At 52.2% G+C, this 22,546-nt stretch carries 15 protein-coding genes; 11 read left to right on the forward strand and 4 right to left on the reverse strand.

From position 1 onward, the window contains the following. Nucleotides 1-34: 34 nt before the first annotated feature. Nucleotides 35-1,894, reverse strand: a complete 1,860-nt coding sequence (gene ilvD, locus B9Y58_RS02875; RefSeq protein WP_073054051.1) for a dihydroxy-acid dehydratase — start codon at nt 1,892-1,894, stop codon at nt 35-37. Nucleotides 1,895-1,984: 90 nt separating this feature from the next. On the opposite strand from ilvD, the gene B9Y58_RS02880 reads away from it, so the two are divergent. From B9Y58_RS02880 to B9Y58_RS02915, 10 genes are all read left to right on the forward strand, one after another. Beyond that, nucleotides 1,985-2,524, forward strand: a complete 540-nt coding sequence (locus tag B9Y58_RS02880; protein ID WP_072801467.1) for a DUF5662 family protein — start codon at nt 1,985-1,987, stop codon at nt 2,522-2,524. Between the two features lie 334 nt (nt 2,525-2,858). Beyond that, nucleotides 2,859-5,816 carry an InlB B-repeat-containing protein gene (locus B9Y58_RS02885; protein ID WP_158278306.1) on the forward strand — a complete coding sequence of 986 codons (2,958 nt, stop codon included), beginning with the start codon at nt 2,859-2,861 and terminating at the stop codon, nt 5,814-5,816. A gap of 14 nt (nt 5,817-5,830) precedes the next feature. Further along, nucleotides 5,831-5,953 carry a hypothetical protein gene (locus B9Y58_RS15010; RefSeq protein ID WP_255370602.1) on the forward strand — a complete coding sequence of 41 codons (123 nt, stop codon included), beginning with the start codon at nt 5,831-5,833 and terminating at the stop codon, nt 5,951-5,953. Nucleotides 5,954-5,968: 15 nt separating this feature from the next. Further along, complete coding sequence (locus B9Y58_RS15015) at nt 5,969-6,103, forward strand: hypothetical protein (RefSeq protein ID WP_255370603.1); 135 nt, start codon at nt 5,969-5,971, stop codon at nt 6,101-6,103. A gap of 49 nt (nt 6,104-6,152) precedes the next feature. Then, entirely contained in the window at nt 6,153-7,271 is a 1,119-nt protein-coding gene (locus B9Y58_RS02890) for a nucleotidyltransferase domain-containing protein (protein ID WP_073054053.1), read from the forward strand. Further along, nucleotides 7,268-8,194, forward strand: coding sequence for a hypothetical protein (locus tag B9Y58_RS02895; protein WP_073054054.1), 927 nt, complete (start codon nt 7,268-7,270; stop codon nt 8,192-8,194). Before B9Y58_RS02890 ends, B9Y58_RS02895 begins: the two co-directional genes overlap by 4 nt. Before the next feature lie 4 nt (nt 8,195-8,198). After that, the gene (locus tag B9Y58_RS02900) at nt 8,199-8,651 is read left to right on the forward strand and encodes a S24/S26 family peptidase (RefSeq protein WP_072797469.1); all 453 of its coding nucleotides are present in this window, start codon (nt 8,199-8,201) and stop codon (nt 8,649-8,651) included. Nucleotides 8,652-8,665: 14 nt separating this feature from the next. Next, nucleotides 8,666-8,935: a PqqD family protein gene (locus B9Y58_RS02905; protein ID WP_072797470.1), complete on the forward strand. Its 270-nt coding sequence runs from the start codon at nt 8,666-8,668 to the stop codon at nt 8,933-8,935. Further along, nucleotides 8,932-10,554: an ABC transporter ATP-binding protein gene (locus tag B9Y58_RS02910; protein WP_073054055.1), complete on the forward strand. Its 1,623-nt coding sequence runs from the start codon at nt 8,932-8,934 to the stop codon at nt 10,552-10,554. Before B9Y58_RS02905 ends, B9Y58_RS02910 begins: the two co-directional genes overlap by 4 nt. 202 nt (nt 10,555-10,756) lie before the next feature. Further along, the gene (locus B9Y58_RS02915) at nt 10,757-13,630 is read left to right on the forward strand and encodes a T9SS type A sorting domain-containing protein (RefSeq protein ID WP_073054056.1); all 2,874 of its coding nucleotides are present in this window, start codon (nt 10,757-10,759) and stop codon (nt 13,628-13,630) included. A 116-nt stretch (nt 13,631-13,746) separates the two neighbouring features. Here B9Y58_RS02915 and B9Y58_RS02920 read toward each other — a convergent pair whose 3' ends face one another. Next, complete coding sequence (locus B9Y58_RS02920; protein ID WP_073054057.1) at nt 13,747-15,342, reverse strand: ABC-F family ATP-binding cassette domain-containing protein; 1,596 nt, start codon at nt 15,340-15,342, stop codon at nt 13,747-13,749. Nucleotides 15,343-15,456: 114 nt separating this feature from the next. Continuing rightward, entirely contained in the window at nt 15,457-19,893 is a 4,437-nt protein-coding gene (locus B9Y58_RS02925; protein WP_073054058.1) for an acyl-CoA dehydratase activase, read from the reverse strand. Between the two features lie 130 nt (nt 19,894-20,023). Between B9Y58_RS02925 and B9Y58_RS02930 the strand changes: the two genes are divergently transcribed. Next, nucleotides 20,024-20,644 carry a thiamine phosphate synthase gene (locus tag B9Y58_RS02930; RefSeq protein WP_073054059.1) on the forward strand — a complete coding sequence of 207 codons (621 nt, stop codon included), beginning with the start codon at nt 20,024-20,026 and terminating at the stop codon, nt 20,642-20,644. A 72-nt stretch (nt 20,645-20,716) separates the two neighbouring features. Here the strand turns inward: B9Y58_RS02930 and B9Y58_RS02935 are convergent, their stop codons facing one another. After that, a complete protein-coding gene (locus tag B9Y58_RS02935; protein ID WP_073054061.1) occupies nt 20,717-22,519 on the reverse strand; it encodes a glycoside hydrolase family 43 protein in 1,803 nt (600 codons plus the stop codon). Nucleotides 22,520-22,546 lie beyond the last annotated feature (27 nt).

Raw genomic sequence — 22,546 nt, forward strand, 5'->3', positions numbered from 1 at the left:
TGTCATCCCCGCGAAGGCGGGGATCTTTTTTTACTTACTTAACTCCAATCAGAGACAGGTCGCGCACAGCACCCTTGTCAGCAGACGATGCCATGGCGGCGTATGCCTGCAAGGCCTTGCTGACAACGCGGTCGCGGTGTTCCGGCTGCCATGCCTTGGCGCCGCGGGCTTCCATTTCCTTGCGGCGTGCGGCCAGCTCGTCGTCGGTGAGCTGCACGTTGATGCTGCGGTTCGGGATGTCGATTTCGATGACGTCGCCCGTGTGCACGAGGCCGATGTTACCCTTGTTGGCGGCTTCCGGAGAAGCGTGACCGATGGAGAGGCCGCTCGTACCGCCAGAGAAACGACCGTCGGTAAGGAGGGCGCAGGACTTGCCCAGGTGACGGCTCTTGAGGTAGCTGGTCGGGTAGAGCATTTCCTGCATGCCGGGGCCACCCTTCGGGCCTTCGTAGCGGATAACGACCACGTCGCCCGCCTTCACCACGTTCGGGTCGAGAATGCCCTTCACGGCATCTTCCTGGCTTTCGAACACCACGGCGGGGCCGGTGAACTTGAAGATGGATTCGTCGACGCCGGCGGTCTTCACGATGCAGCCGTCGATTGCGAGGTTACCATACAGAACGGCGAGGCCGCCGTCCTTGGTGTAGGCGTGTTCGCCATCGCGGATAGCGCCGTTGGCACGGTCGAGGTCGTGGTCGGGGTACATGAAGTTCTGCGAGAATGCTTCGATATTGTACTTGCGGCCCGGGCCAGCAAGGTAGCGCTGCTTGGCTTCTGCGCTCGGGTTACGCTTGAGGTCGTTCACTTCGAGAGCTTCGCCCATGGTGGCGGCGTGAACGGTCTTTGCATTCTTGTGGATGAGGCCCATGCGGTCGAGTTCACCGAGGATACCCATGATGCCACCGGCGCGGTTCACGTTTTCCACGTGTATGTTGTGAACGGTCGGGGCGACCTTGCAGATGCACGGCGTGTTGCGGGAAAGGCGGTCGATGTCCTTCATGGTGAAGTCAACGCCAGCTTCCTGTGCGACGGCGAGCAAGTGGAGCACGGTGTTGGAGGAACCGCCCATGGCGATGTCGAGGCGCATGGCGTTTTCGAAGGCTTCCTTCGTGGCGATGCTGCGCGGGAGGATGCTTTCGTCGTTCAAGTCGTAATACTGGTGGCAGAGTTCCACGATGCGCTTACCGGCGGCTTCGAAGAGCTTCTTACGTTCGGCGTGCGTTGCAACGATGGTGCCGTTGCCCGGGAGGCTGAGGCCGAGCGCTTCGGTAAGGGAGTTCATGGAGTTTGCGGTGAACATGCCGGAGCAGGAACCGCAAGTCGGGCAAGCGTTAGCTTCGATGGCGGCCACTTCTTCGTCGCTGATGGTGTTGTCTGCGGAATCGATCATGGCGTCGATCAAGTCGAGGGCGCGGTCCTTGCCGTCCTTCGTGGTGACATGGCCTGCTTCCATCGGGCCGCCAGAAACGAAGATTGCCGGAATGTTGAGGCGCATGGCTGCCATGAGCATACCCGGAGTCACCTTGTCGCAGTTAGAAATGCAAACGAGGGCGTCGGCGCGATGGGCGTTTGCCATGTATTCGGTAGAGTCTGCGATGAGGTCGCGAGAGGGCAAGCTGTAGAGCATGCCGTCGTGGCCCATGGCGATACCGTCATCGACGGCGATGGTGTTCATTTCCTTAGCGACACCACCGGCTGCTTCGATCGCGCGGGCGACTACCTGGCCCAAGTCTTTCAGGTGAACGTGTCCCGGAACAAACTGGGTGTAGCTGTTCACCACGCAAATCACGGGCTTACCAAAGTCTTCCACCTTGGTTCCAGTTGCGTGCCACAGGGCGCGTGCACCGGCCATTTCGCGGCCTTCCATAGTCTTGAGCGAACGAAGTTTCGGCATAATAATCCTCTTTTTGTGTCTTTTAAAAATTCGGTGGCGTTTTAACGCCAAATTTCGAATGGAAATGTAGAAAAAACTATAATTGGGCTTGTGAGTTTTCATCCTATTAAACATTTTATAACGATTACCAAGCACCGTAACGAGGTCGTTCGCTTGTGTTTCAAGGCGGGAATTGGTTTTCAGGGCTTGTTCCACGATCTTTCCAAGTATAGTCCGACGGAGTTTATTCCCGGGGCAAAGTACTATATGGGTGACCAGTCGCCCAACAATGGTGAACGCAATGCCAAGGGCTACAGCCTTGCATGGATGCACCACAAGGGGCGTAACAAACACCATTTTGAATTCTGGTACGATTACGAAATGGCGACTAAAAAGCTGGTGCCGATGGATATGCCGGATCGCTACATTAAGGAAATGTTCTGTGATCGCGTAGCTGCGTCCAAGACTTACAACAAATTAAATTACACGCAAGAATCTCCGCTGCTGTACCTCACCAAAAGTACCGCCCACGAAAAAATGACGGAGACGACTTACAAGAAGTTGCTTTACCTGTTAAAGATGCTTGCCGAAAAGGGCGAAAAAGAAACGCTTGCGTTTATGCGCCATACCAAGATTTTGCCGGTCGAATAGCTGCTCCAAACGTGATTTTTGTCACTTTTGACCCCCGAAATTTCGCTAAAAACGGCATTTTCAAAGTAGTTTATTTGTTGCAGAATACTTAAAATAATCTTATAATTGCTTATTTTAAGCTAAAAACGGCACTTGATGAATTTTATACAACAAAACGTTGTTCAAAAACCCTTTAAACCGGTGGGGAATAAGTCTATATTAAGCCCGACTTCTAAAAAACGAGGTTGGTTTGATGGAAAAAAATATTCTCACGAATAGATTTTGTGGTGTACTTGTATGCACCATTATGTTGTTTGTAGCACAGGTTTTCGCTGACGCCTGGGACGGAAAGTCTATGTCCCGTCCACAGCAAGACAAAAACGGTGTGTTTATCATTACGAGCGCAGAAGAACTAGCTTGGTTCTCTGATACAACTAACTATAAGTTGACCGGTGATGGTACAACTCAAATGTACAAGGTGAATGCAAGGCTAGATGCGGACCTTGACCTGGGGGGCGAATTGTTCGTCCCGATTTGTGGTGGTGGTGGTGAAAGAAGATTTCAAGGAACAATTGACGGAAATGGTCATACCATTTCCAATCTGAGAATTAATGGTGCCGAACTTGCCCAAAAAATGAATAATCCTAGATATGCACAGAATGTGGGGCTTGTCGGAGCGATGAGTGGTGGTACCATAAAGAACTTGGTCCTTGAAAATGTGGATCTTCAAAGTTCTTCCAATATGGGCCTTGTGGGAACGACAAGTCAGATTTCTGTTGGCGCTTTCGTTGGTTGGCAGGAAAATGGATTAATCGATGGTTGTGCCGCTTCCGGTTCTATTCAGACTAGCGGAAAGGGACAAGGTGTCGGTGGCATTGTTGGAAACGTTCATAAGGGAACGATTTCAAATTGCTTGAGTGAAGTGAATATCCGTGTTTCTGGCAATGATGCTCAAGTAGGTGGTATTGTTGGACTTGTCAAGAAGAACAATACGGTAACGGTCAAATCCTGTGTTTATGCCGGTGAAACGCTAGAAAGTATGGCAAATGGTGCTGTTGGTGCCATTGTAGGCAAACAGGTGGATGGTAATACCAAACTCAATGTTGAAGATTGTGTTTACGATTCCGATGTTGCTAAGTCCGGTGTTGGAGCTGCAGCAAAAAGCGCTAATGTGAGCGATAAATCGGTTGGCGCTTCCAATGTGAATTTGGAAGAACATATTTGCGCCTTGAATGGTGGCGAAATTGTTAATGGGGAATGCAGTGAAAGTTCTCCGTGGTCCGTGGGTGTGTCTGGTGTTTCTTTAAACGGCTCTGATGGTTACAAGGTTATCTTTAATGCCAAGAGCGGCACGTTTGGTGAAAATGCGAAGACGAAGAAAGTCCTTGCCAAGGGTGCAAAGATTACCGCTGAAGAAATTAGTATTCCGTCTCATGCCGACAGTGCTTTTGCCGGTTGGTCTTTAGATAAAAACGCTACCAAACCCGATGAAGATTTGGGTGCTTTGAAGGGACAGACGATTGTTTATGCGGTGTGGTATCCGTATTTTGATATCACCTTTGATGCTGCAATGGGTGCGTTCGCTGATAGTTCCAAGACGATGACTATAAAGGTCGCCAAGGGAGATATGGTGTCTGCGGAAGGTTTCACCTCCTTTGACCCTGTTACCGATGAAAATGGCGATACGTACTATTTTACAGGCTGGTCTACTGAATCTCATGTGTTTGGATCCGAAGATGAAATTTCGGATAAGGATACTCTGCATTTGGATGACTTGACTGCAACAGAAAACATGACTCTTTATGCTTCTTGGACGAAAGCAATCACCTATACTGTTGTCTACGATGCAAATGGTCATGGCAAGACAAAGATTGATTTTGTCAACGTGAATAAGGGTGAAAAGTTGACCGAACCGCCTGCGCCGACACCGGATGACGGTTATAAGTATACGGGCTGGTGCAAGGATCCGGCATGCAAAGAAGCCTTTAAATTTGATACCGAAATTGATGACAACTACGTCCTGTATGCAAATTGGGCTGCGGTTGACTATGAAATCACTTATGAGTTGAACGGTGGTACTAATAACAAGGCTAATCCGGCACTTTATAATGTGACTTCTGAAACGATTGTACTTGCTGACCCTGCAATGGAAGGTGCTAAATTCATCGGTTGGTTCTATGACGAAGCCTTTACTGAAAAGGCAACGCAGATTACTCAAGGTTCGACCGGAAACAAGACTTTGTTTGCCAAGTGGGAAACTGAAGTCTATGTCATTACCTATGTGGCAGATAACAATTCTGATGGTACGGCCTCCAGTGACAAGAAGGCCTATAAAGAGTCCGTCACCTTGAAGGGCGCAGGCTTCTTTACTCGCGATGGTTATACTCAAGATGGTTGGTCTTTGACCCCTGATGGTGATAAGGCTTATGATTTTGGCGCAACCTATGCTGATAATGCAGATTTGAACCTGTATCCGCATTGGGTGAAGGATCCTGTGGTAAGACATTTTGGTGCAGTGACGATTACTGAATATTCCGACAAGACCGTTGCTAAAATTGATGGCGAATACACTGGTCCTGATACAGTAAGGATTGAAAATGATATTAAGGTGGATGAGGTCGTATTCAATAGGAATTTTGAAGTTGGTAAGATGTCCACCATTATGTTGCCGTTCTCCATTGATACTTCGAAGGTGAAGGGTGGTACGTTCTATAGATTTAAGCGTGTTGAAGGTGAAGAAGGCAGCAGAAAAGTTTATGTTGGCAAAATCAAGACGGCTCAGATTGCCGCATCTACGCCTTATCTGGTGATGCCGACGACTTCCAAAATCACGTTTGAAGGTGATGTGGTCTTTAATACGGATGTAGAACCCGCAGAAAATTTGACCAATGGCGCTTGGGAATTTAAAGGTGTGTATGCTTACACTGAATTTGGCGGATTGATTGAAAAGAATAAGAATGATGTTTTTTACGGGTTTGCTGGTCAAGAACGTGACGGAGCAAAAGTGGGACAGTTTGTCAAGTTGGGAAATGCGAAATCTTCGGCATTGCGCGCCTATTTGGTAGAACATCATGATGTTGCTTTGGCGAAGTCCGTGGGTGAAACATTGGGCTCTAGCTGGGGAATCGCAAATGAAATTGATGTTGTTGTTGTTGATGAAAATGACAATGTGATTGAGACTGGTAGGCTTAATACTGTTACAGGCGAAATTCGCATGGACCGTTGGTTTGATTTGAACGGTCGTAAGCTGAATACAAAACCCACGACTCGAGGAACTTATTACCATAATGGCAAGCGTGTGATTGTCAAGTAATATAGAGGTGTAAAATGGAAAATCAAGAAAAGAAAGAATATGTTGCTCCGCAGATGACTGTGGTTGAATATGAATTTCAAGATTCGTTATTAAAATGCTCTGGCCCTGATATGGTTGTTTGTGATGACGAACCTTAAACAAGAGGTTGTTTTATGGAACAATCAAAAACCTTGAAGCCCTATACATCTCCTAAAATGGAGGTTGTTGAAATAAAACATCAAGAAGCTTTGATGCAGTATAGTGGGACTATTAGCCTTCACGAATTTGAAAAAGATTACAAGGCTTAAATAAATTTATCAGGGACCGAGTTCGGTCCCTTTTTTCTATCTTTGGGCCATGGGTTTAATTCTGAAGAAAACAGACAAGCTCTTGTTTAAACTGTTGCAGTTTGCGCTTGATACGACCGGCGAGTTAAAGGGGCTAGAAAAGGCGCCTTCGGAAGAAGATTGGAAGGCTGTTTATAAGTTGGCAAAGCGCCAGTCGGTTTTGTCGATTGCATTTTTGGGAATAAAGAAACTTCCTGAAAATTTTCGTCCAGAAAGAAAGATGCTTTTGCGTTGGTCCCTCGATGCCGAGGGAACTGCGGGCATGAATGCTCTCTTGAACCAAGAGGCTGCTCGCCTGACGCAGATTTTTGACGGTGCTGGCCGCAAGAATGCGGTGCTCAAGGGCCCTGCCAATGCAAGGCTTTATCCGGATCCGCTGAGTAGGCAGTGCGGCGATATCGACATCTGGGTCGAAGGTGGCCGCGACAGCGTGTCTAAATTGCTTTATGAACAGAATCTGCTAAATGCCGATACCGATGACCATGCCTATTCCCAACATCATATCCATTTGCCCAAGAATAAAGATGGCGTTACGGTGGAGGTGCATTTCAAGCCTGCATCGGGAATCCCGTTCCGCAATGGATCGTTGCAAAAGTTCCTGAACGAAGAAATCCGTAAGGCTGAAAAGGTACCCGAGGGCTTTTATTCACCGTCGGTCAAGTTTGCGCTCGTGATGCAAATGGCGCACTTGCAACAGCATTTTTTGAGTCGCGGGCTTGGTCTTAGGCAGTATATGGATTACCTGATGCTGCTTAGGCATTCTACCGAAAGCGACCGCAGCGCCGCGTTAGCTGTCATGAAACGCTTGAGCATGATGCGTGCCTGTGGAGCCGTGATGTGGGTGCTGCAGGAGGTTCTCGGACTTGAACGAGGCTTGATGCTTTGTGCGCCCGATGCCGCCCGAGGTAAGCGCTTATTGAAGCTGGCGCTTGAGGGTGGAAACTTTGGCCAGTATGCGTTGGAACCTAAACCCCGCAATGTTTTTGTGCGTTGGTTCAAGGATCGCATGAATGCTTTGTCTTGGCTGACCTTTGACCCGGTGAATGCCATCTTTAAGGAACTCAAGTACTGGCGTGCAACGATTTCGCTGATTCCTTTGCGTATTAAGCGCAGGAGAATTGCCCTATGATTTCTTCTGGAACTTACAAGGTTGCGGAGCATGTTTTTAAGGTGTCTGCAGCTGCAGACCTTTGCGATAAATTGTTCAGTGAATGTATGGATAACTACGAACCGTTTGCGGTTCCTGCGGCGCAAAATTCCGAATATCTTTTTAAAGTAAATGTGGAATGCGGCGAAGCTCCGGAGTACACCGAAGAATTGTGCCAAGATGAAGAAGGCCAGCAGATTATTTGTGGGCTTACCGCTGGTAAAAAATCCGTTTTTGATTTTCGCCTGCAACATAAGTTGACGGGTGTCCTGGTTTGCTCCGAGGATTACAGAATGGCCACGTTGTTTGTCCCGAAGAATGAACCGTTGGCTTTGCTCAGGTTTGCGGTGAACAATGCCATGATGGTTTTGTATGCCATTGCGACGGCCCCTTACAATACGGCTCTGTTCCATGCTGCTGTCGTGAGTTATGATGGTAAGGGCTATATGTTCCTGGGCAAGAGCGGCACTGGCAAGAGTACGCATGCAAGGCTTTGGCTAAAGTATAACGAAGGCTCGGAACTTTTGAATGACGACAACCCGGTGGTTCGCATTTTTGATGGCGCACGAGCGGTTGTCTACGGCTCGCCATGGAGCGGCAAGACGCCTTGCTACAAGAATCAGGAATTTGCACTGGGTGGTTTTGTAATGCTTTCGCAGGCTCCGTACAACAAGATTGAACGCTTGCGAGGCGTGCGCGCCTATGCGGCCTTGGTCCCTTGCATTTCGGGTAAACGCTGGGAGACTGTCATTGCCGATGGCTTGCACAAGACCGAAAACGCTCTTGCGATGAATGTCCCTGTGTGGTATTTGGAATGCTTGCCCGACGAAGAGGCGGCAAAGCTGTGTTGTGCTTCTGTCAGTGAAAGCCGATCCCGGATCAAGTCTGGGATGACATGCGGATAAGGAAATGCAGAAGAAAGACGATGAGTTGATTCTTTCGGAAGCCATTCGCCTAGTGGGCGAGGGCGTCGAGGTGATTTTCCCGGTGAACGGGAGAAGCATGCGCCCCTTTATTGAAGGTGGCCGTGACAGTGTTCTTTTGGTCAAGCCCGTTGACGTGAAGCCTATGGACATTGTGCTTGCCCGCGTCATCGGCGGAAATTATGTTGTTCATAGAGTCCTTTCGATAGAGGACGGGTGTGCAACGCTTATGGGTGACGGCAATTTGCAGGGGCGAGAAATTTGCGAATGTAAACAAATTTATGCCAAAGTAACGCATGTTGTGCATCCAAATGGTTACAAAAGATCTCTTTACACGCCTTTTATACAATTTGTCCAAAAATTGTGGGTCAAATTTTTACCTTTGCGTCGTTATTTGCTTAAATTATATAGAGTCTACATTCGAATCCGGAATTTCTAGAAGGAGAGTACACCATGCACATCAAAAAAGGATTTGTTCTGCGCGAAGTTTGCGGTGAACAGGTGATTATGGGCGAAGGCGTTGGCGCTCTCGATTTCGGGAAGCTCCTTTGCCTCAACGAAACGGCGTCTTGGCTTTGGAAGCGCGCAAGCGAACTCGGCGAATTCACGATAGTGGCTTTGGCCGAAGCTCTGTGCGACGAATATGATGTTGCTCCGGATGATGCGCTGACCGATGTGATGAGCATTGTCGAGCAGTGGAAAAACGTGAACGTTGTTGAATGAGATACCTTTCGTGGCTGTGGAATAAAACCGGCGGTTTCCGCCTGAATATTGCGCTCCGCATTGTATTTGGCGTGGGGCGAATCTCGCTTGGGCTGTTAATGGTATGGCTCAGCAAGCGTTTTATAGATGAAACAATTCGCACGGGTAGTCAAGACGATATCGTGCAAATGATTGCACTGCTTGTGGCAACGGTCGTGGGCGCGATTGTTTTGCGTATCCTGTTTTATTATATGACGAATGTGGCAATGGTTCGTCAGTCGAATCGCTTGCGCCTGCAGGTCTTTGAAGGCTTGTTCCTGCGTAAGCTTTACGCGGGGGCAGAACTGCATTCGGGTGATGTGGCGTCTAGGCTTTCGAAAGATATCGAGTCGGTGTCGACCACAACCATGGAAACTTTGCCGCAAATGATTGTGACGGCGATACAGCTGGTGGGCGCGTTCCTTTTGATGCGCTGGTTTGATCCGCGGCTCGCTTGGGCGTTGCTGTTGCTTACGCCGGTGGCGATTGTGCTCGGTAAGCTGGTGTCTCGCAAGCTCAGGAACATGACGCTTGCGATTCGTGAACGCGAATCTAAAATCCAGATGCAGGTGCAAGAAGGCGTGGAACACAACGTGCTCATGCGTTCGCTCGAAAGCGAAAACTGGGTGACGGGTCGCCTGGGCGACATGCAACAACACTTGGAAAGCGATGTGTTGCGCCGTACGCGGTTTACCACGCTTTCCCGTTTTGCGCTCGGGTCTGCCTTTGGGCTGGGTTATTTGCTCGCCTTTATTTGGGGCGGCCTCGGGCTTCGCGATGGAGCAATCACCTTCGGTATGATGACTTCGTTCTTGCAACTGGTGGGCCAGATTCAGCACCCGATTCTTTCGATTTTGAACATGGTGCCGCAAGTGGTGCATACGACGGCGAGCATTGACCGCTTGGAAGATCTTGAAAAATCCAAGGAACCCGAAGTGGACGGAACGCCTGTGGCGCTTGAAGGCTCGCTCGGGGTTCGACTCGAGAACCTGCATTTTGGCTATGCGGCGGGAAGGTACGAGGTCCTGGAAGGATTCAGTCACGATTTTGAGCCTGGCTCCAAAACGGCGATTATGGGCAAGACTGGTGCCGGAAAGACGACTTTGTTCCGGTTGCTGCTCGGCTTTGTAAGGCCTGATAGCGGTCGAATGCTAATTTATTCAAATTCCGAGGTGTGCGCGATTGGCAAAGAGACCCGCACGAATTTTGTGTACGTACCGCAGGGCAATACTTTGCTGAGCGGGAGCGTTCGCCTGAATTTGCAGCTGGCGAAGCCCGATGCGAGCGAACATGAAATGATGCAGGCGTTGCACGCGGCGTGCGCTGACTTTGTGCTGGATTTGCCCGATGGCTTAGATACAGAAATAGGCGAGCGCGGTCGCGGCTTGAGCGAGGGCCAGGCGCAGCGAATCGGAATTGCTCGCGGGCTTTTGCGGCCCGGGAACGTATGGTTGTTTGACGAGGTGAGTTCTTCGCTTGATGAATCGACGGAGCGCGAATTATTCGAAAGACTGTTTGCGACTTACCCCGACAAGACCATGATTTTTGTGACGCACCGTTCGGCAATGTCTGAAATTTGCGACGAAGTCGTTAGATTATAAGAGATACATTCGAATTCCCTGACGCTCGTTGTATACCGAGAAATCGGTAAAGGGGCGTTTTTGGGGGGATTTTAAGGGTGTTGAAAAGCTAAAAACGGATTTTTGCCGCATAAAGTGATTTTTTCGCCGTTTTTTGCCCCTGAAATATATTTTTGAATTGGATGCAAGGGCCTGTTGCCCATTGTAGTTTAGGGATGAATTTATGAAAAAAGGATTGTTTGGTGCTTTTGGACTTAGCCTGGCCGCTATCATCGGCATGCAGGCGACTGCCGCATACTCTGCCGAAAAGGCGGCCGATTTCAGCTGGAGCAACGTGAGCATGGGCGGGGGCGGATTCGTCTCCGCCGTGATAGCGTCTCCGGTCGACAAGGGGTTGTTCTACGCCCGTACCGACGTGGGCGGCGCGTACCGCTGGAACGAATCGACTGCCCGCTGGGAATCGATGATGGACTGGGTCGATGTTTCCGAGCGCGGCCTTTTGGGCATTGAAGCCATTGCCGTTGATCCGCAGGAATCGGGCGTTGTGTACATGGTGGCAGGAACCAGTTACTGGAACAACGGCCGTACGGCGTTCCTCCGCAGTAGCGACAAGGGTGAATCTTGGGATGTCCTTTACACTTGGGACGAAGACGGTACCAAGGGGGCGAAAGTGGCACGCTTTGGCGCTCATGGTAACGGCATGGGCCGCGGTAATGGCGAAGCCTTGGCGGTCGACCCGAACGATTCGAAGATTATGTTCTACGGCTCCAAGAACAAGGGTCTTTGGAAATCGACGGATAACGGAACGAGCTGGAGCCATGTGGATGCTTGGACCAAGGCGGCTGGGAGCGATACGACCTGGAATGGTTCGGGATTCAGCTTTGTGCAGTACGCTCCGGGCAGCTCCAAGGTGCTGTACGCCGGATTCTTGCGCGAAGGGACGACGGCCAAGGGCACGTTCGAAAACGTGTTCACCTCGACCGACGGCGGTGCAAGCTGGCAGGCGCTCCCGATTCCGGATTCATTGCGCAGCACGGCCGGCGGGAGCATTGTGCGCCTGATGCCGCAGCGTGCGGTGGTTTCGGGCGACGGTAAAACGATGACGGTGACCTTTGCCGACGGCGCAGGCCCGCATTCCATGATGTGGGACGAAGGCTGGGGCATGATTTACGACGGCTTTGGTCGCGGTGCGGTGCTGCAGCTTGATGTGGCGTCGGCGACTTGGTCCGACGTTTCTCCGGAAAACTTCCTGGACGAAGGTGGCGATGCCAAGTACGACAAAGTGGACGTGAAAGGTATGGTCGACTGCGAAGCCGCTGGCGGCACCGGCAAGACTTGCGAAGAATATTACCCCTACATTGCCCCTTATGGCGGCATTGCCATTAATCCGAAAAATGCCAACGAAATGGTGGTGACCACTGAAGGTTACCGCGGTCCGCAGTTCTGGTACACGGCTACAAGCGACACCAGCGGCAAGTGGAGCGACCAGTGGGGTACTAACATTTACCACACGACTGACGGCGGCAAAACCTGGATTGCAAGCTTCAAGTATTACTGGATGGAAGGGGGAGTCTATCCGACTACTCAGCAGATGGATGCCAACGGAATTGGCTGGATGCATAACGGTTCTATCCACTGGTCCGGTAGCGTTGCTATGGATCCCTTCGACAACAACCGCGTCTTTGTGACTTCGGGTAACGGTATTTTCCGCTGCGACAACTTGAGCGATTACATTTATAAGGAAGCGGAGAATTCTTGGGAAGAACCGCAGCTCACCATGAACCAGGTGTGGCATTTCTCGGCGCATGGCGTCGAAGAAACGGTGCCTTTCGAAGTGGTGAGCATTCCGGGTGGCCCCATGATTTCGATCATCGGTGATTACGACGGATTCCGTCATGATGACATCGCAAAATATCCGGCATTCAGGCACAAGACGAATGTTGGCGGCGATTATGTATCGTTGGGTACGACGCAGGGCCTTGCTTATGCTCCCAAGAGTGGCAAATTGGCCAAGGTGGCTGACAAGCGCGCCTATGAAGGCCAGTACAATGCAATTCCCATTGCCCCGGTGCAGTATTCCCTTGACTCGGGTAAGACTTGGACTGTTGAGACCTATACAGGGCCTGACGAAAAAGCCGCTAAGGGCACGGTAGCTCTTTCGGCAAAAGGTACTTACACCATCTGGGTTCCGATGGAAGGAACGACCGATGTCTATCGCAATTACAACGGCACGACTTGGGAAAAGGTTTCAGGAATCGACAACTCTGCTTTTGTGGTGGGCGATCCTGAAAACGACGAAGTATTCTATGCCTACACCAAGGCGGACGGCAAGTTCTACAAGAGTACCGATGCGGGCGCAAGCTTCAAGGCTGTGAGTACGCCTGGTGAAAGCGCGTTCAAAAAGTTCCGTGCCATTCCGGGCTTTGAGGGCGATTTGTGGTTGCCAGTCGCTATTCAGGATCCGTCGAACGGTACGCCGGCAAGCGGAAAGCTGTTGCATTCAACCGATGGAGGTGCCACTTGGGCTGCGGTTGAAGGTGTCGGTTACTGCGAAGCGGTGGGTTATGGCGCTCCCAAGGAAAAGGGCGGCTATCCGGCGATTTACGTTTTCGCAACAGTCGGTAAAGTGACGGGCGTATTCGGCTCCGACGACAAGGGTAAAACTTGGACTCGCGTGAACGATGACGGTCACGAATACGGCGGCCTTGCCAACGGCGAGTTCGTGATGGGCGACATGAATACCTACGGCGTGGTGTACATGAGTACGGCGGGCCGCGGCATTGCTGCCCGCGTGCCGAGCGACTGGAACATGGGAACTTCGAGTTCCGAAGGGACAACGAAGGTTGCTCCGTCTGCAAAGGCGATTGCTTCGGCCTCGGTAACCTATGCGAACGGTAACCTGGAACTGCACTTGAATGCAACCGTTGCCCGAGTTAGCGTGTTCGACATGAAGGGCAAGAAGATTTCTAGCCGCTATTACAGCAGCTCTGCCTCGGTGCCGCTCAAGGAACTGGTGCGCGCCAAGGGCAGCTATTTTGTTCGAGTCGATAACGGCAAGAAGGTGCTGTTTGCAAATCGCGTGATTGTGACGCGATAATGAATTTCAGAATGAAAATGAAAGAAACCCTGCCGTCGGCAGGGTTTCTTGTTTAAAGTTGTAAATCTTCGTATTTTGTAGAATAGCAGATTCTATAACTGTCTACTTCCTACTGTCTACTTCTTACTCTTCTTCTTGGTTTCAAGCCATTCGTCGAAGGTGATGCTGCGGTCGATGACGCCGTTCGGGGTCAGTTCGAGCACGCGGTTTGCAATCGTCTGCACGAATTCGTGGTCCTGAGAGCAGAAGATAATCGGGCCCTGGAATGCGGTAAGGCCGTTGTTGAGGGCCGTGATGGCTTCCAAGTCGAGGTGAGCGGTCGGTTCATCGAGGAGCAGGCAGTTTGCGTTTGCAAGCATCATCTTGGAGAGCATGCAACGCACCTTTTCACCACCGGAGAGCACGTTTGCGCTCTTGAGGGCTTCTTCGCCGGTAAAGAGCATACGGCCGAGGAAGCCACGGATGAACGTCTCATCCTGTTCCTTGCTGTACTGGCGCAGCCAATCCACGAGGGAGAGGTCCGTGCCGAAGTAGGCGTCGTTGTTCTTCGGGAAGTAGCTGTAGCTAATGGTGTTGCCCCACTTGAGTACGCCTTCGTCGGCCTTGGTTTCTTCGGCGATGAGCTGGAAGAATGCCGTCTTGAGTGTGTCGTATTCACCGACTAGAGCGACCTTGTCGCCGCTATTGAGGCTGAAGTTCAGGCTCTTGCAGATAATGCCGTCGCCGCCATCGATGGTGGCGTTCTTGACTTCGAGCACGATTTTGCCCGGTTCGCGGTCCATCTTGAAGTTGACCCACGGGAATTTACGGCTGGAAGCCGGCATTTCTTCAACGGTCATCTTGTCGAGGAGCTTCTTACGGCTGGTGGCCTGCTTGGCCTTGGCGGCGTTAGAGGCGAAGCGGCGGATGAACGCCTTCAATTCTTCGATCTTTTCTTCGGCGCGGCGGTTCTGGTCCTTGCGCTGCTTCTGGGCGAGCTGGCTAGCTGCATACCAGAATTCGTAGTTACCGCCGTAAATGTTGATTTTGCCGTAGTCGATATCGCAAGTGTGGGTGCAGACCGCATTGAGGAAGTGACGGTCGTGGCTCACGACGATGACGATGTTTTCGAAGCGTTCGAGATAGTCTTCGAGCCAGCCGACGGTTTCCAAATCCAAGTGGTTCGTCGGTTCGTCAAGCAGAAGAATGTCCGGGTTGCCAAACAATGCCTGGGCGAGGAGCACGCGGATTTTCTGGCCGCCATCCAAATCAGCCATAAGGCTGTAATGGAATTCTTCGGGAATGCCGAGACCCTTCAAAAGCACAGCTGCGTTAGAGTCAGCTTCGTAACCGCCGATTTCACCGAAACGGGTTTCGATTTCCATGGCCTGCATGCCCTGTTCTTCGGTCATTTCGGGGAGCGCATAGAGTTCGTCGCGCTTCTTGCCGAGCTCATAGAGTTCGGGGTAGCCCATCATCACCGTTTCGAGAACAGTATTCTGTTCGTAGGCGAAGTGGTCCTGCTTAAGGACGGCGATACGTTCGCCCGGGTCCTTGCTGACTTCACCGGTGTTGGGTTCAAGTTCGCCCGAAAGGATTTTCAGGAACGTAGATTTTCCGGCGCCGTTGGCACCGATGACTCCGTAGCAGTTGCCGCGCTTGAAGGAAAGGTTCACTTCCTTGAAGAGGACGCGGCTACCGTATTGAAGACTGACATTAGAGACGTTGAGCATATTGTTTAGTAGGAAGTTAGAAGTAGGAAGTAGACAGGTTTGTTGGAAGTAGGTAGTAGGAAGTTAGAAGTTACTGTCTACTGTCTACTTCCTACTGTCTACTCTCCGCCGAAGCTATGCTTCGGCGTTCGCTTTTTCTAGTTCGCGGGCGTTGATGATGAGCATCTGCAGGCGGTTTTCGATGTTCGCGAAGCTCGTATCCGGGTCGTAGTCGAGGCTCAAAACCTGGATGTGCGGGCAACGTTCCTTCACTGCCTTGGTAAGGCCGCGGCCAGAGATGTGGTTGGCAAGGCATGCAAACGGCTGCAGAATGATGTAGCTGTTGATTCCGTGCTTCGAGTTGTACAGGATTTCGCCCGGAATCATCCAGCCTTCACCCGTGTTGTAGGTGGGGTCGATGATGTCGGACACGTAATCCTTGAGTTCCACGCAGTCTGCATGATGTTCGTAGAGTTTGAACTTGTGCATGGACTTGCGAGCGGTTTCTACAGCGTGGGTATAGACCTTGCTGGTCACGCCGCCTTCCAGACGGTCCATCATCGGGTTTGCAGAGAATCCGCGCTTGATCTTTTCTTCGCGAACCACTTCGTCGACGCGGAAGAAGTCTGTCATGCCCGGCAGGTAGACTTCCATGCCGTTGTTCATCAGGTAGTTTTCCACAAATCCGTTTGCACTCGGGTGGTAGTTCATCAAGATTTCGCCAAGCACGGCAACGCGCGGCTTGCGGATGCCCTTCTTGCGTTCTTCGGTGATTTCGATACCGTTGAATGCTTCGATGCACTGTTCAAAGACTTCGATGAGCTTGGAGGGGCGCACGAGTTGCATGGTGGAGAGGTGGCCTGCAACGCCAATCACCTTCGGCATCCATTCGTCGTAGACCTTCTGGGTGTCGCCGGCGTTCACTTCGTAGGGGCGCACGGCACGGTACATGGTTTCGATAGCGTCCATGGTCACAAGGCCCCACAGCATGTGGAGTCTAAAGTCCAGACCCAGCTGGAAGCCCGGGTGCATGCCCTTGTAGTCCACACCGGTCGTAATGATGGTCACATCCTTGAAGCCCGCTTCGTCCAAAGCCTTACGGGCTAGTACAGCGTACTGCACGGCGCGGCAGTTTTCGCAGTTCTTCGCCAAGCACATGGAAACTTGGTTCTGCGGAACTTCGGGGTGGTCGACGAGCCAGCGGAGGGCTTCGCCGATGTTCACCTGGCAGGGGAAGCAGATGTCGTTGTGCACGAACTTCTTGCCGAGCTCGATGGCCTTGCGGTCGGCCACCGGCAGGTATTCGGCGATGTAGCCTTCCCGCTTCATGTACTCGCTGGCGAGCACGGTAAAGGCGGGGGAGAGGTTCGGTGTCAGAATGCGACGGCGCTTCTTGTCTTCGGGCAAGAACGGCGTATGGAACAGCGGTTCGTTGCTTTCGGGCTTGTCGGGCAGGTTCGCTGCACGGCGTGCCTTTACCGTTTCGATAAAGCTCTTGACGCGGATTCCCACGGGGCCGCGGGCATCGCCTTCGTCGAGCTTGAGCATGAGCATTTCCTTATTGGAATCAAGGTGCAGCATGCGCATCATTTCGTCGGTCAAAATCGAGTCGTGTCCGCAACCGAAGCTTACAATCTGGGCAAGTTCGATGTTCGGGTCCTTCGCTGCAATCATGGTGGCACCTATCATGCGCAAGTGGAAGGTGTTCTTGATTTCGATACGGGTGTGGCTCGGCACATCTTGGTCGAAAACGCCGGGGAGCGATTCGGTGGTGAGCACCGGAATGCCCATGGCGGTAAAGTGGCTTGCGATGTTGTGGTTGATGAGCGTGTCCGCATGGTAGGGGCGGCCTGCAATCACCACGGCAAAGGAGTTCTTTGCGCGTACATCGTCGAGGATCTTCTGGCCTTCTTCCAAAAGCGTGGTGCGGTAGTTGTTGAGTGCCTTCTCGCCTTCGGTAACGGCCTTGTCCAAAAGTTTCTTGTCGAGCTTCCAGTTTTCGTGGAACCAGTCAATGGTCTGGCTTCTGCGGAGCTTGGCGTTGAACCAGTGGAAAATCGGCTGGTCCATGGGAACGCCGTAGTTCTTTTCGGGCTCGTCGGTGTTCTTGCACACGTTCGGGTAGGCCTGCACCACGGGGCAAACGGACGTTGCCGTGAACTTGGTGTGGTCACTCGGGACTGCAACCATCATCGGGAAGAAGATGCGGTCGACCTTCTTTTCAATGAGGCTGAGCACGTGGCCGTGCACAAGCTTTGCCGGGAAGCAAACCGTGTCAGAGGGCACGCTGTGGAGCCCTGCTTCGAACATCTTGTAGTCACTCTGGCGGCTTACCACGACGGTGTAGCCGAGGCTCGTAAAGAAGGCCTTCCAGAACGGGAGCGATGCCCAGAATTCGAGCACTCGCGGAATACCGATGGTCTTGCCGTTGTTTTCGACGAGCTTTGCCGGAGCGTAGTCCTTGACCAACAGCTGGTTCGTGCGCTTGATCATGTCGGGCACGGACTGCATCTTCTTGTTGATTTCGGCGATGAGCGCCTTGGTCTTCGGATCGTTCGGGTCGGCGGTGACTTCGCCGCGTTCGCAGCGGTTACCCGTCACAAAGCTTTGGCCATCGCTAAAGGTCACGATGGTACGCGAGCAATGGTTGGTGCAGTACTGGCAGAGCTGACCCGGCTGGTTGTGCCAGCTGAAGGTCTTCATGGCGTCAAGCCCGATAAAGCGGCTCTTGAGTTCCGGTTCGGTCTTGCGCTTTTCTTCCATGAACTTCTTGGTCAAAAGAGCGATACCGATAGCGCCCATTTCACCCGGGCGTTCCGGACGGATAGGCTTAAGGCCTGTGTACTGTTCGAAGGCGCGGAGAACGGCGTTGTTCTTGAATGTGCCGCCCTGCACCACGACCTTCTTGCCGAGTGTGTTCAGGTTGCGGATACGAATCACCTTCGTGAAAACGTTGTTGATGATGGAGCGGCAGATGCCTGCGATAATGTCTTCGGGCTGCTTGCCGTCGCGCTGTTCCGTGATGATGGAACTGTTCATGAACACCGTGCAGCGGGAACCCAGCTGAGAGGGGCTCTTGGCGTTGAACGCGAGTTCTGCAATCTTTTCCATCGGAATGCCGAGGCTGCGGGCATACGTTTCGATAAACGAACCGCAGCCGGAAGAGCAGGCTTCGTTCAGAATGATACCTGTGACCACGCCGTCCTGCACGGAGATGGCCTTCATGTCCTGGCCACCGATGTCGAGGATAAAGCTTACGTCGGGGCAAATCTTCTGGGCGGCGTTGGCGTGGGCGACCGTTTCCACTGTGTGGAAGTCGGCATGCACGGCCTTCGCAAAGAGCTGTTCACCGTAACCGGTCGTACCGACACCGAGAATGTTGAGCTTGCAGCCGTATTCTTCGTAACGGTCGCTGAGTTCGTTCAAGGCGTTCTTGAGCACCTGCAGCGGTTCGCCGTTGTTGCTCGCGTAGAAACCATCCACGATGTTTTCTTGTTCGTCCATGAGCACGAACTTCGTGGTGGTAGAACCTGCGTCGATACCCAGGTAAACGTTGAGCGTAGAGCCCGATACGGGCTGCGGGTAGTGGTTGCCGGCCATCTTGTGTTCTTCGAGGAACATCTTGTATTCGGCTTCGTTCTTGAAGAACAAGTCGGCAGCGGCCTTGGCCTTGTTTTCGGCCTGGCGCGTTTCGTTAAAGTGGATGAGCGCGTCCAGGGAGCCTTCCCGGCGGTACTGGCATTCCTGATCGGCGAACATGGAGCCGAGGGATAGGGCTGCACCCATGGCTACGAGCACTTCGGAGTGTTCCGGTACAATGGCCTGTTCGTCGTTAATGCCCAGGCGTTCCTTGAAGGCGCGGACAAGCGTCGGGTTGAACGTGAGCGGGCCACCTTCGAAAATCACGGGCGGCTTGATTTCCATACCCTGGGCAAGGCCACCGATGGTCTGCTTCGCGATGGCATGGAAGCTGGAAAGGGCGATATCTTCCTTGGCGATACCGTTGTTGAGCATCGGCTGGATGTCGGTTTTCGCGAACACGCCGCAACGGCCTGAAATTTCGTAGACCTTCTGGCCACGCTTGGCAAAGCCTTCGAAGGCTTCGGTCTTGATGCGCAAAAGTTCGGCCACCTGGTCGATAAATGCACCCGTACCGCCGGCGCACACGCCGTTCATACGCATGTCAGAGGCAATGAGCTTGCCGGTGGTCTTGTCTTTTTCGAAGAAGACGACTTTGGCGTCTTGACCACCGAGTTCAATAGCGACCCTAGATTCTGGGTAGGTGGCGCGCACCGCGAGTGCGTTTGCGACGACTTCTTGTACAAAGAAGGCGTGGGTAGCTTCGGCGAAGGGCTGACCGCCACTGCCGCAGAAGGCGACTCTGAAATTCTTATCGGGGAAAAGTCCGTGGGCCTCACGCAGCACCTCGAAAACCTTCTGTGCCTGCATGGCATTGTGGCGCTGGTAAGTATAGTGCAAAAGCTTGTTGGTCTCTGGATCGACAACCGCGATTTTCACAGTGGTGGAACCAACGTCCACGCCGACCCATAAATCGTTCTTCAAATTGCTCATAGTGGGCTCAAATTTAGAAATTTGGGCTGTTTTTGTAAGTAAAATTTAGGGAGTTTTCGACGAAAACTGTAAAAAAGAGGATAAATGTTTTTCTTGGCCAAAAAAAGGCGGGAAATGTTATATTTCGGCCATGCGATTGTGGCTTACGACATCTCCTGACGATTTTGCTTCGGAATTTGATGACATAGAACAGATGTTTTCCCGCGGGCTTTCGAGGTTGATTCTCTCGAAGCGGGGAAGAGGCGGTTCTCCATATGCAACGGAAAACGATTACGAACGTTGGCTCATGGCACTCCCGATGGAATGCCGCGACCGAATCTGGGTCCGCGGTACTCCCGATTTGGCGGAACGCTTGGATGTTCGTGGCTGTTTGACCGAGGCGGGCTCTTTGTTGGGAGATGTGCCTGAAAGCTGGAAACGCGTGAATACGGTTGCCTTTTGCCGCGACATGGATCAGCTGGAACAGCTGCCGCAGTGGGTGGCCGGGGCGCTTATTGGACCGATTTTCCAGCCGCAATCGGTTTTTGAACCGGTAAAATTTCACGGAGTCGAAACGCTTGCAAATAAATTAACGACAATTGCGTCGTCTGATTCCGCTAAAATTCCCCAGATTATCGCGTTCGGCGGCATCGATCACGAGAACCTGGACGATATCAAGAAACTTCCCTTACAGGGAATCTCCGTGCTGGGTGGTATCTGGAACTACGCCGACCCGGTAAACGCTTTTATCAAGCTCAGCAGAGCAATGTGACTAATGTGAAATGTGGAATGTGAAATGACTAATTAACATCACACATTACACATCACACATTACACATCTTTTTTACCGTTGGATATAAACCGCGTTTCTTGGCTTGGCCTTGAGTCTATTGCCCAGCAAGTCGAAGTAAACCGGGTTACGGTTCAAACGCATGGATTTGCTGTGGTCACGAAGCCTTTTATATACGATGGTTGTCGTGGTATCGGGTTCCTTGTAGGGCTTGTCCGGGTCATCGACCACAAGCTTGATTCTCGCACGGCTCTTGCAGCCGGTCTCGTTCGTATAAACGACGGTGTAGTAACCGCTAAAGTCGCCATCCACATTCTTGAGCGTGTTTTCGCGGGTGGTGGACTTGAATCCGTTCGGGCCTTCCCAGCTCCAAATCTTGCCGTCCCACGGGTGTGGGCCGAACTGCACCGTAGCGCCCTTTGCGACCTTCAGGTCAAGCGTTTCGTTCCAGCCGCCGTCATTGACTTTGCTGTACGGGATAATCTTGGTGCCGCTGCACGGGCCTACCACCTTCTTGCCGTCGCACATGCCTATTGAATCCGGAATTTCAATCACCCGCGGTTCAAAATCAGGGGTGGGGAAGGCTTTCATGAGGGCTGCCGTTTCTTGGGCGGTAACTGGGAGAATGGTCCCGTGGCGGGGCGTGAATGCGCCGCTCGTCTTGGTATCCTGTACGAACTTGAAATTTTCGAGGTCGGGGCTGCTCGTGAACTGGTAATGCCCGTTCATGTAGCAGTCGTACATGAGCACCCAACTGTTCTGGTTGATGAGCTTGAAGACTCCTGCGCCTTCCACGGCTTCGGTCGTCTGTTGCAGAGCCTTGCTTGGCTTGCTCCACTGCGAACCGCTGGCGGCTCCGCTCTTGGGCATGAGAGAACTTGCGGTCACCTTGCAGATGCCACCGTCGCCTTCGTTCTTGTAGAAGGCATGGTAGAATTTATCGACCGGGTTGTAGACGATGTCCATGTCGATTGTCGATTTTCCGCGGTCAAAGAAATGCTGCGGGTCGCCTTCCAAATCGGTAAAGTCCTTGTTCGAGTAGGCGTAAAAGACCTTGTCGTAGCTGATAGTCCCGTCATTGGTCAACAGCGAAAAGTACACCAGCGGGCGGCCCTTGGTGCCGTCGCCGTTGTCGTAGGTGTCGTCCCAGAAGGTTTCGGGGGCCCAGACGCGGGTCACGTTTGCGAAGTTCTTGCCCTTGTACTTATCGGGGAAGTGCACCGTGCTGTGTTCCCAGTTGATGAGGTCGCGGGAGCGCATGAGCACCATGCCGCGGTTGCTAGCCCAGCCTTCGGCGCTCTTCATGTCGGTATTCACCATGTAGAACCAGCCGTCGGGAGCACGCAGAACATGCGGGTCGCGGAGCCCCTTCTTGATGCTTACCGTGTCGGCGGCCACCACGCGCTTCCCGTTGTTCATGGCGGTAAAGCTGTAGCCGTCGTTGCTCAGCGCGTAGTAGATATTCTCGTTGTCGTTGGCCGGGAAATACGCGAAAAGGTAGTTGGAGTAGGGTTCATACCCGTGGATAGAGACCTTTAAAGACACGTCCTGCGTCTTTGCGGACAGGCCGTCATGAATGGTTGCTGTGAGGGTCACTTCCTTGTTTTCGCCCACAAATCTGCCGTTGACGTGGCCGTCGTGGCCCAAAAATAGCGTGTCGCTGCTTTTCCACGTAATGGGGAAGGTCTCCCCGCCAAGCTTTATGGTGTCAAGGAGGGTAAGGTCGGTATACAGGTCGTTGGCCGAGTTGCCTAAACTCCGGCTTACGCTGTCGACTGCGCGCCAGAAGGGGGCGACATCGACTTGTGCAAAAGAAACTCCTGCTAAAGCGATTACGAGAGGTAATATCTGCTTCATCTCTAAAAAATCTCCAAACCTGTAAAA

The organism is Fibrobacter sp. UWB15 (assembly GCF_900177705.1).
In the GTDB taxonomy this organism is placed as follows: Bacteria; Fibrobacterota; Fibrobacteria; order Fibrobacterales; family Fibrobacteraceae; genus Fibrobacter.

Coding starts and splice junctions, on each gene's coding strand:
- B9Y58_RS15010 (WP_255370602.1), top strand. CDS start 5,831: ATGGAAAATCAAGAAAAGAAAGAATATGTTGCTCCGCAGATGACTGTG.
- B9Y58_RS02885 (WP_158278306.1), top strand. CDS start 2,859: ATGTCCCGTCCACAGCAAGACAAAAACGGTGTGTTTATCATTACGAGC.
- B9Y58_RS02910 (WP_073054055.1), top strand. CDS start 8,932: ATGAGATACCTTTCGTGGCTGTGGAATAAAACCGGCGGTTTCCGCCTG.
- B9Y58_RS02900 (WP_072797469.1), top strand. CDS start 8,199: ATGCAGAAGAAAGACGATGAGTTGATTCTTTCGGAAGCCATTCGCCTA.
- B9Y58_RS02905 (WP_072797470.1), top strand. CDS start 8,666: ATGCACATCAAAAAAGGATTTGTTCTGCGCGAAGTTTGCGGTGAACAG.
- B9Y58_RS02920 (WP_073054057.1), bottom strand. CDS start 15,342: ATGCTCAACGTCTCTAATGTCAGTCTTCAATACGGTAGCCGCGTCCTC.
- B9Y58_RS02935 (WP_073054061.1), bottom strand. CDS start 22,519: ATGAAGCAGATATTACCTCTCGTAATCGCTTTAGCAGGAGTTTCTTTT.
- B9Y58_RS02925 (WP_073054058.1), bottom strand. CDS start 19,893: ATGAGCAATTTGAAGAACGATTTATGGGTCGGCGTGGACGTTGGTTCC.
- B9Y58_RS02895 (WP_073054054.1), top strand. CDS start 7,268: ATGATTTCTTCTGGAACTTACAAGGTTGCGGAGCATGTTTTTAAGGTG.
- B9Y58_RS02915 (WP_073054056.1), top strand. CDS start 10,757: ATGAAAAAAGGATTGTTTGGTGCTTTTGGACTTAGCCTGGCCGCTATC.
- ilvD (WP_073054051.1), bottom strand. CDS start 1,894: ATGCCGAAACTTCGTTCGCTCAAGACTATGGAAGGCCGCGAAATGGCC.
- B9Y58_RS02890 (WP_073054053.1), top strand. CDS start 6,153: ATGGGTTTAATTCTGAAGAAAACAGACAAGCTCTTGTTTAAACTGTTG.
- B9Y58_RS15015 (WP_255370603.1), top strand. CDS start 5,969: ATGGAACAATCAAAAACCTTGAAGCCCTATACATCTCCTAAAATGGAG.
- B9Y58_RS02930 (WP_073054059.1), top strand. CDS start 20,024: ATGCGATTGTGGCTTACGACATCTCCTGACGATTTTGCTTCGGAATTT.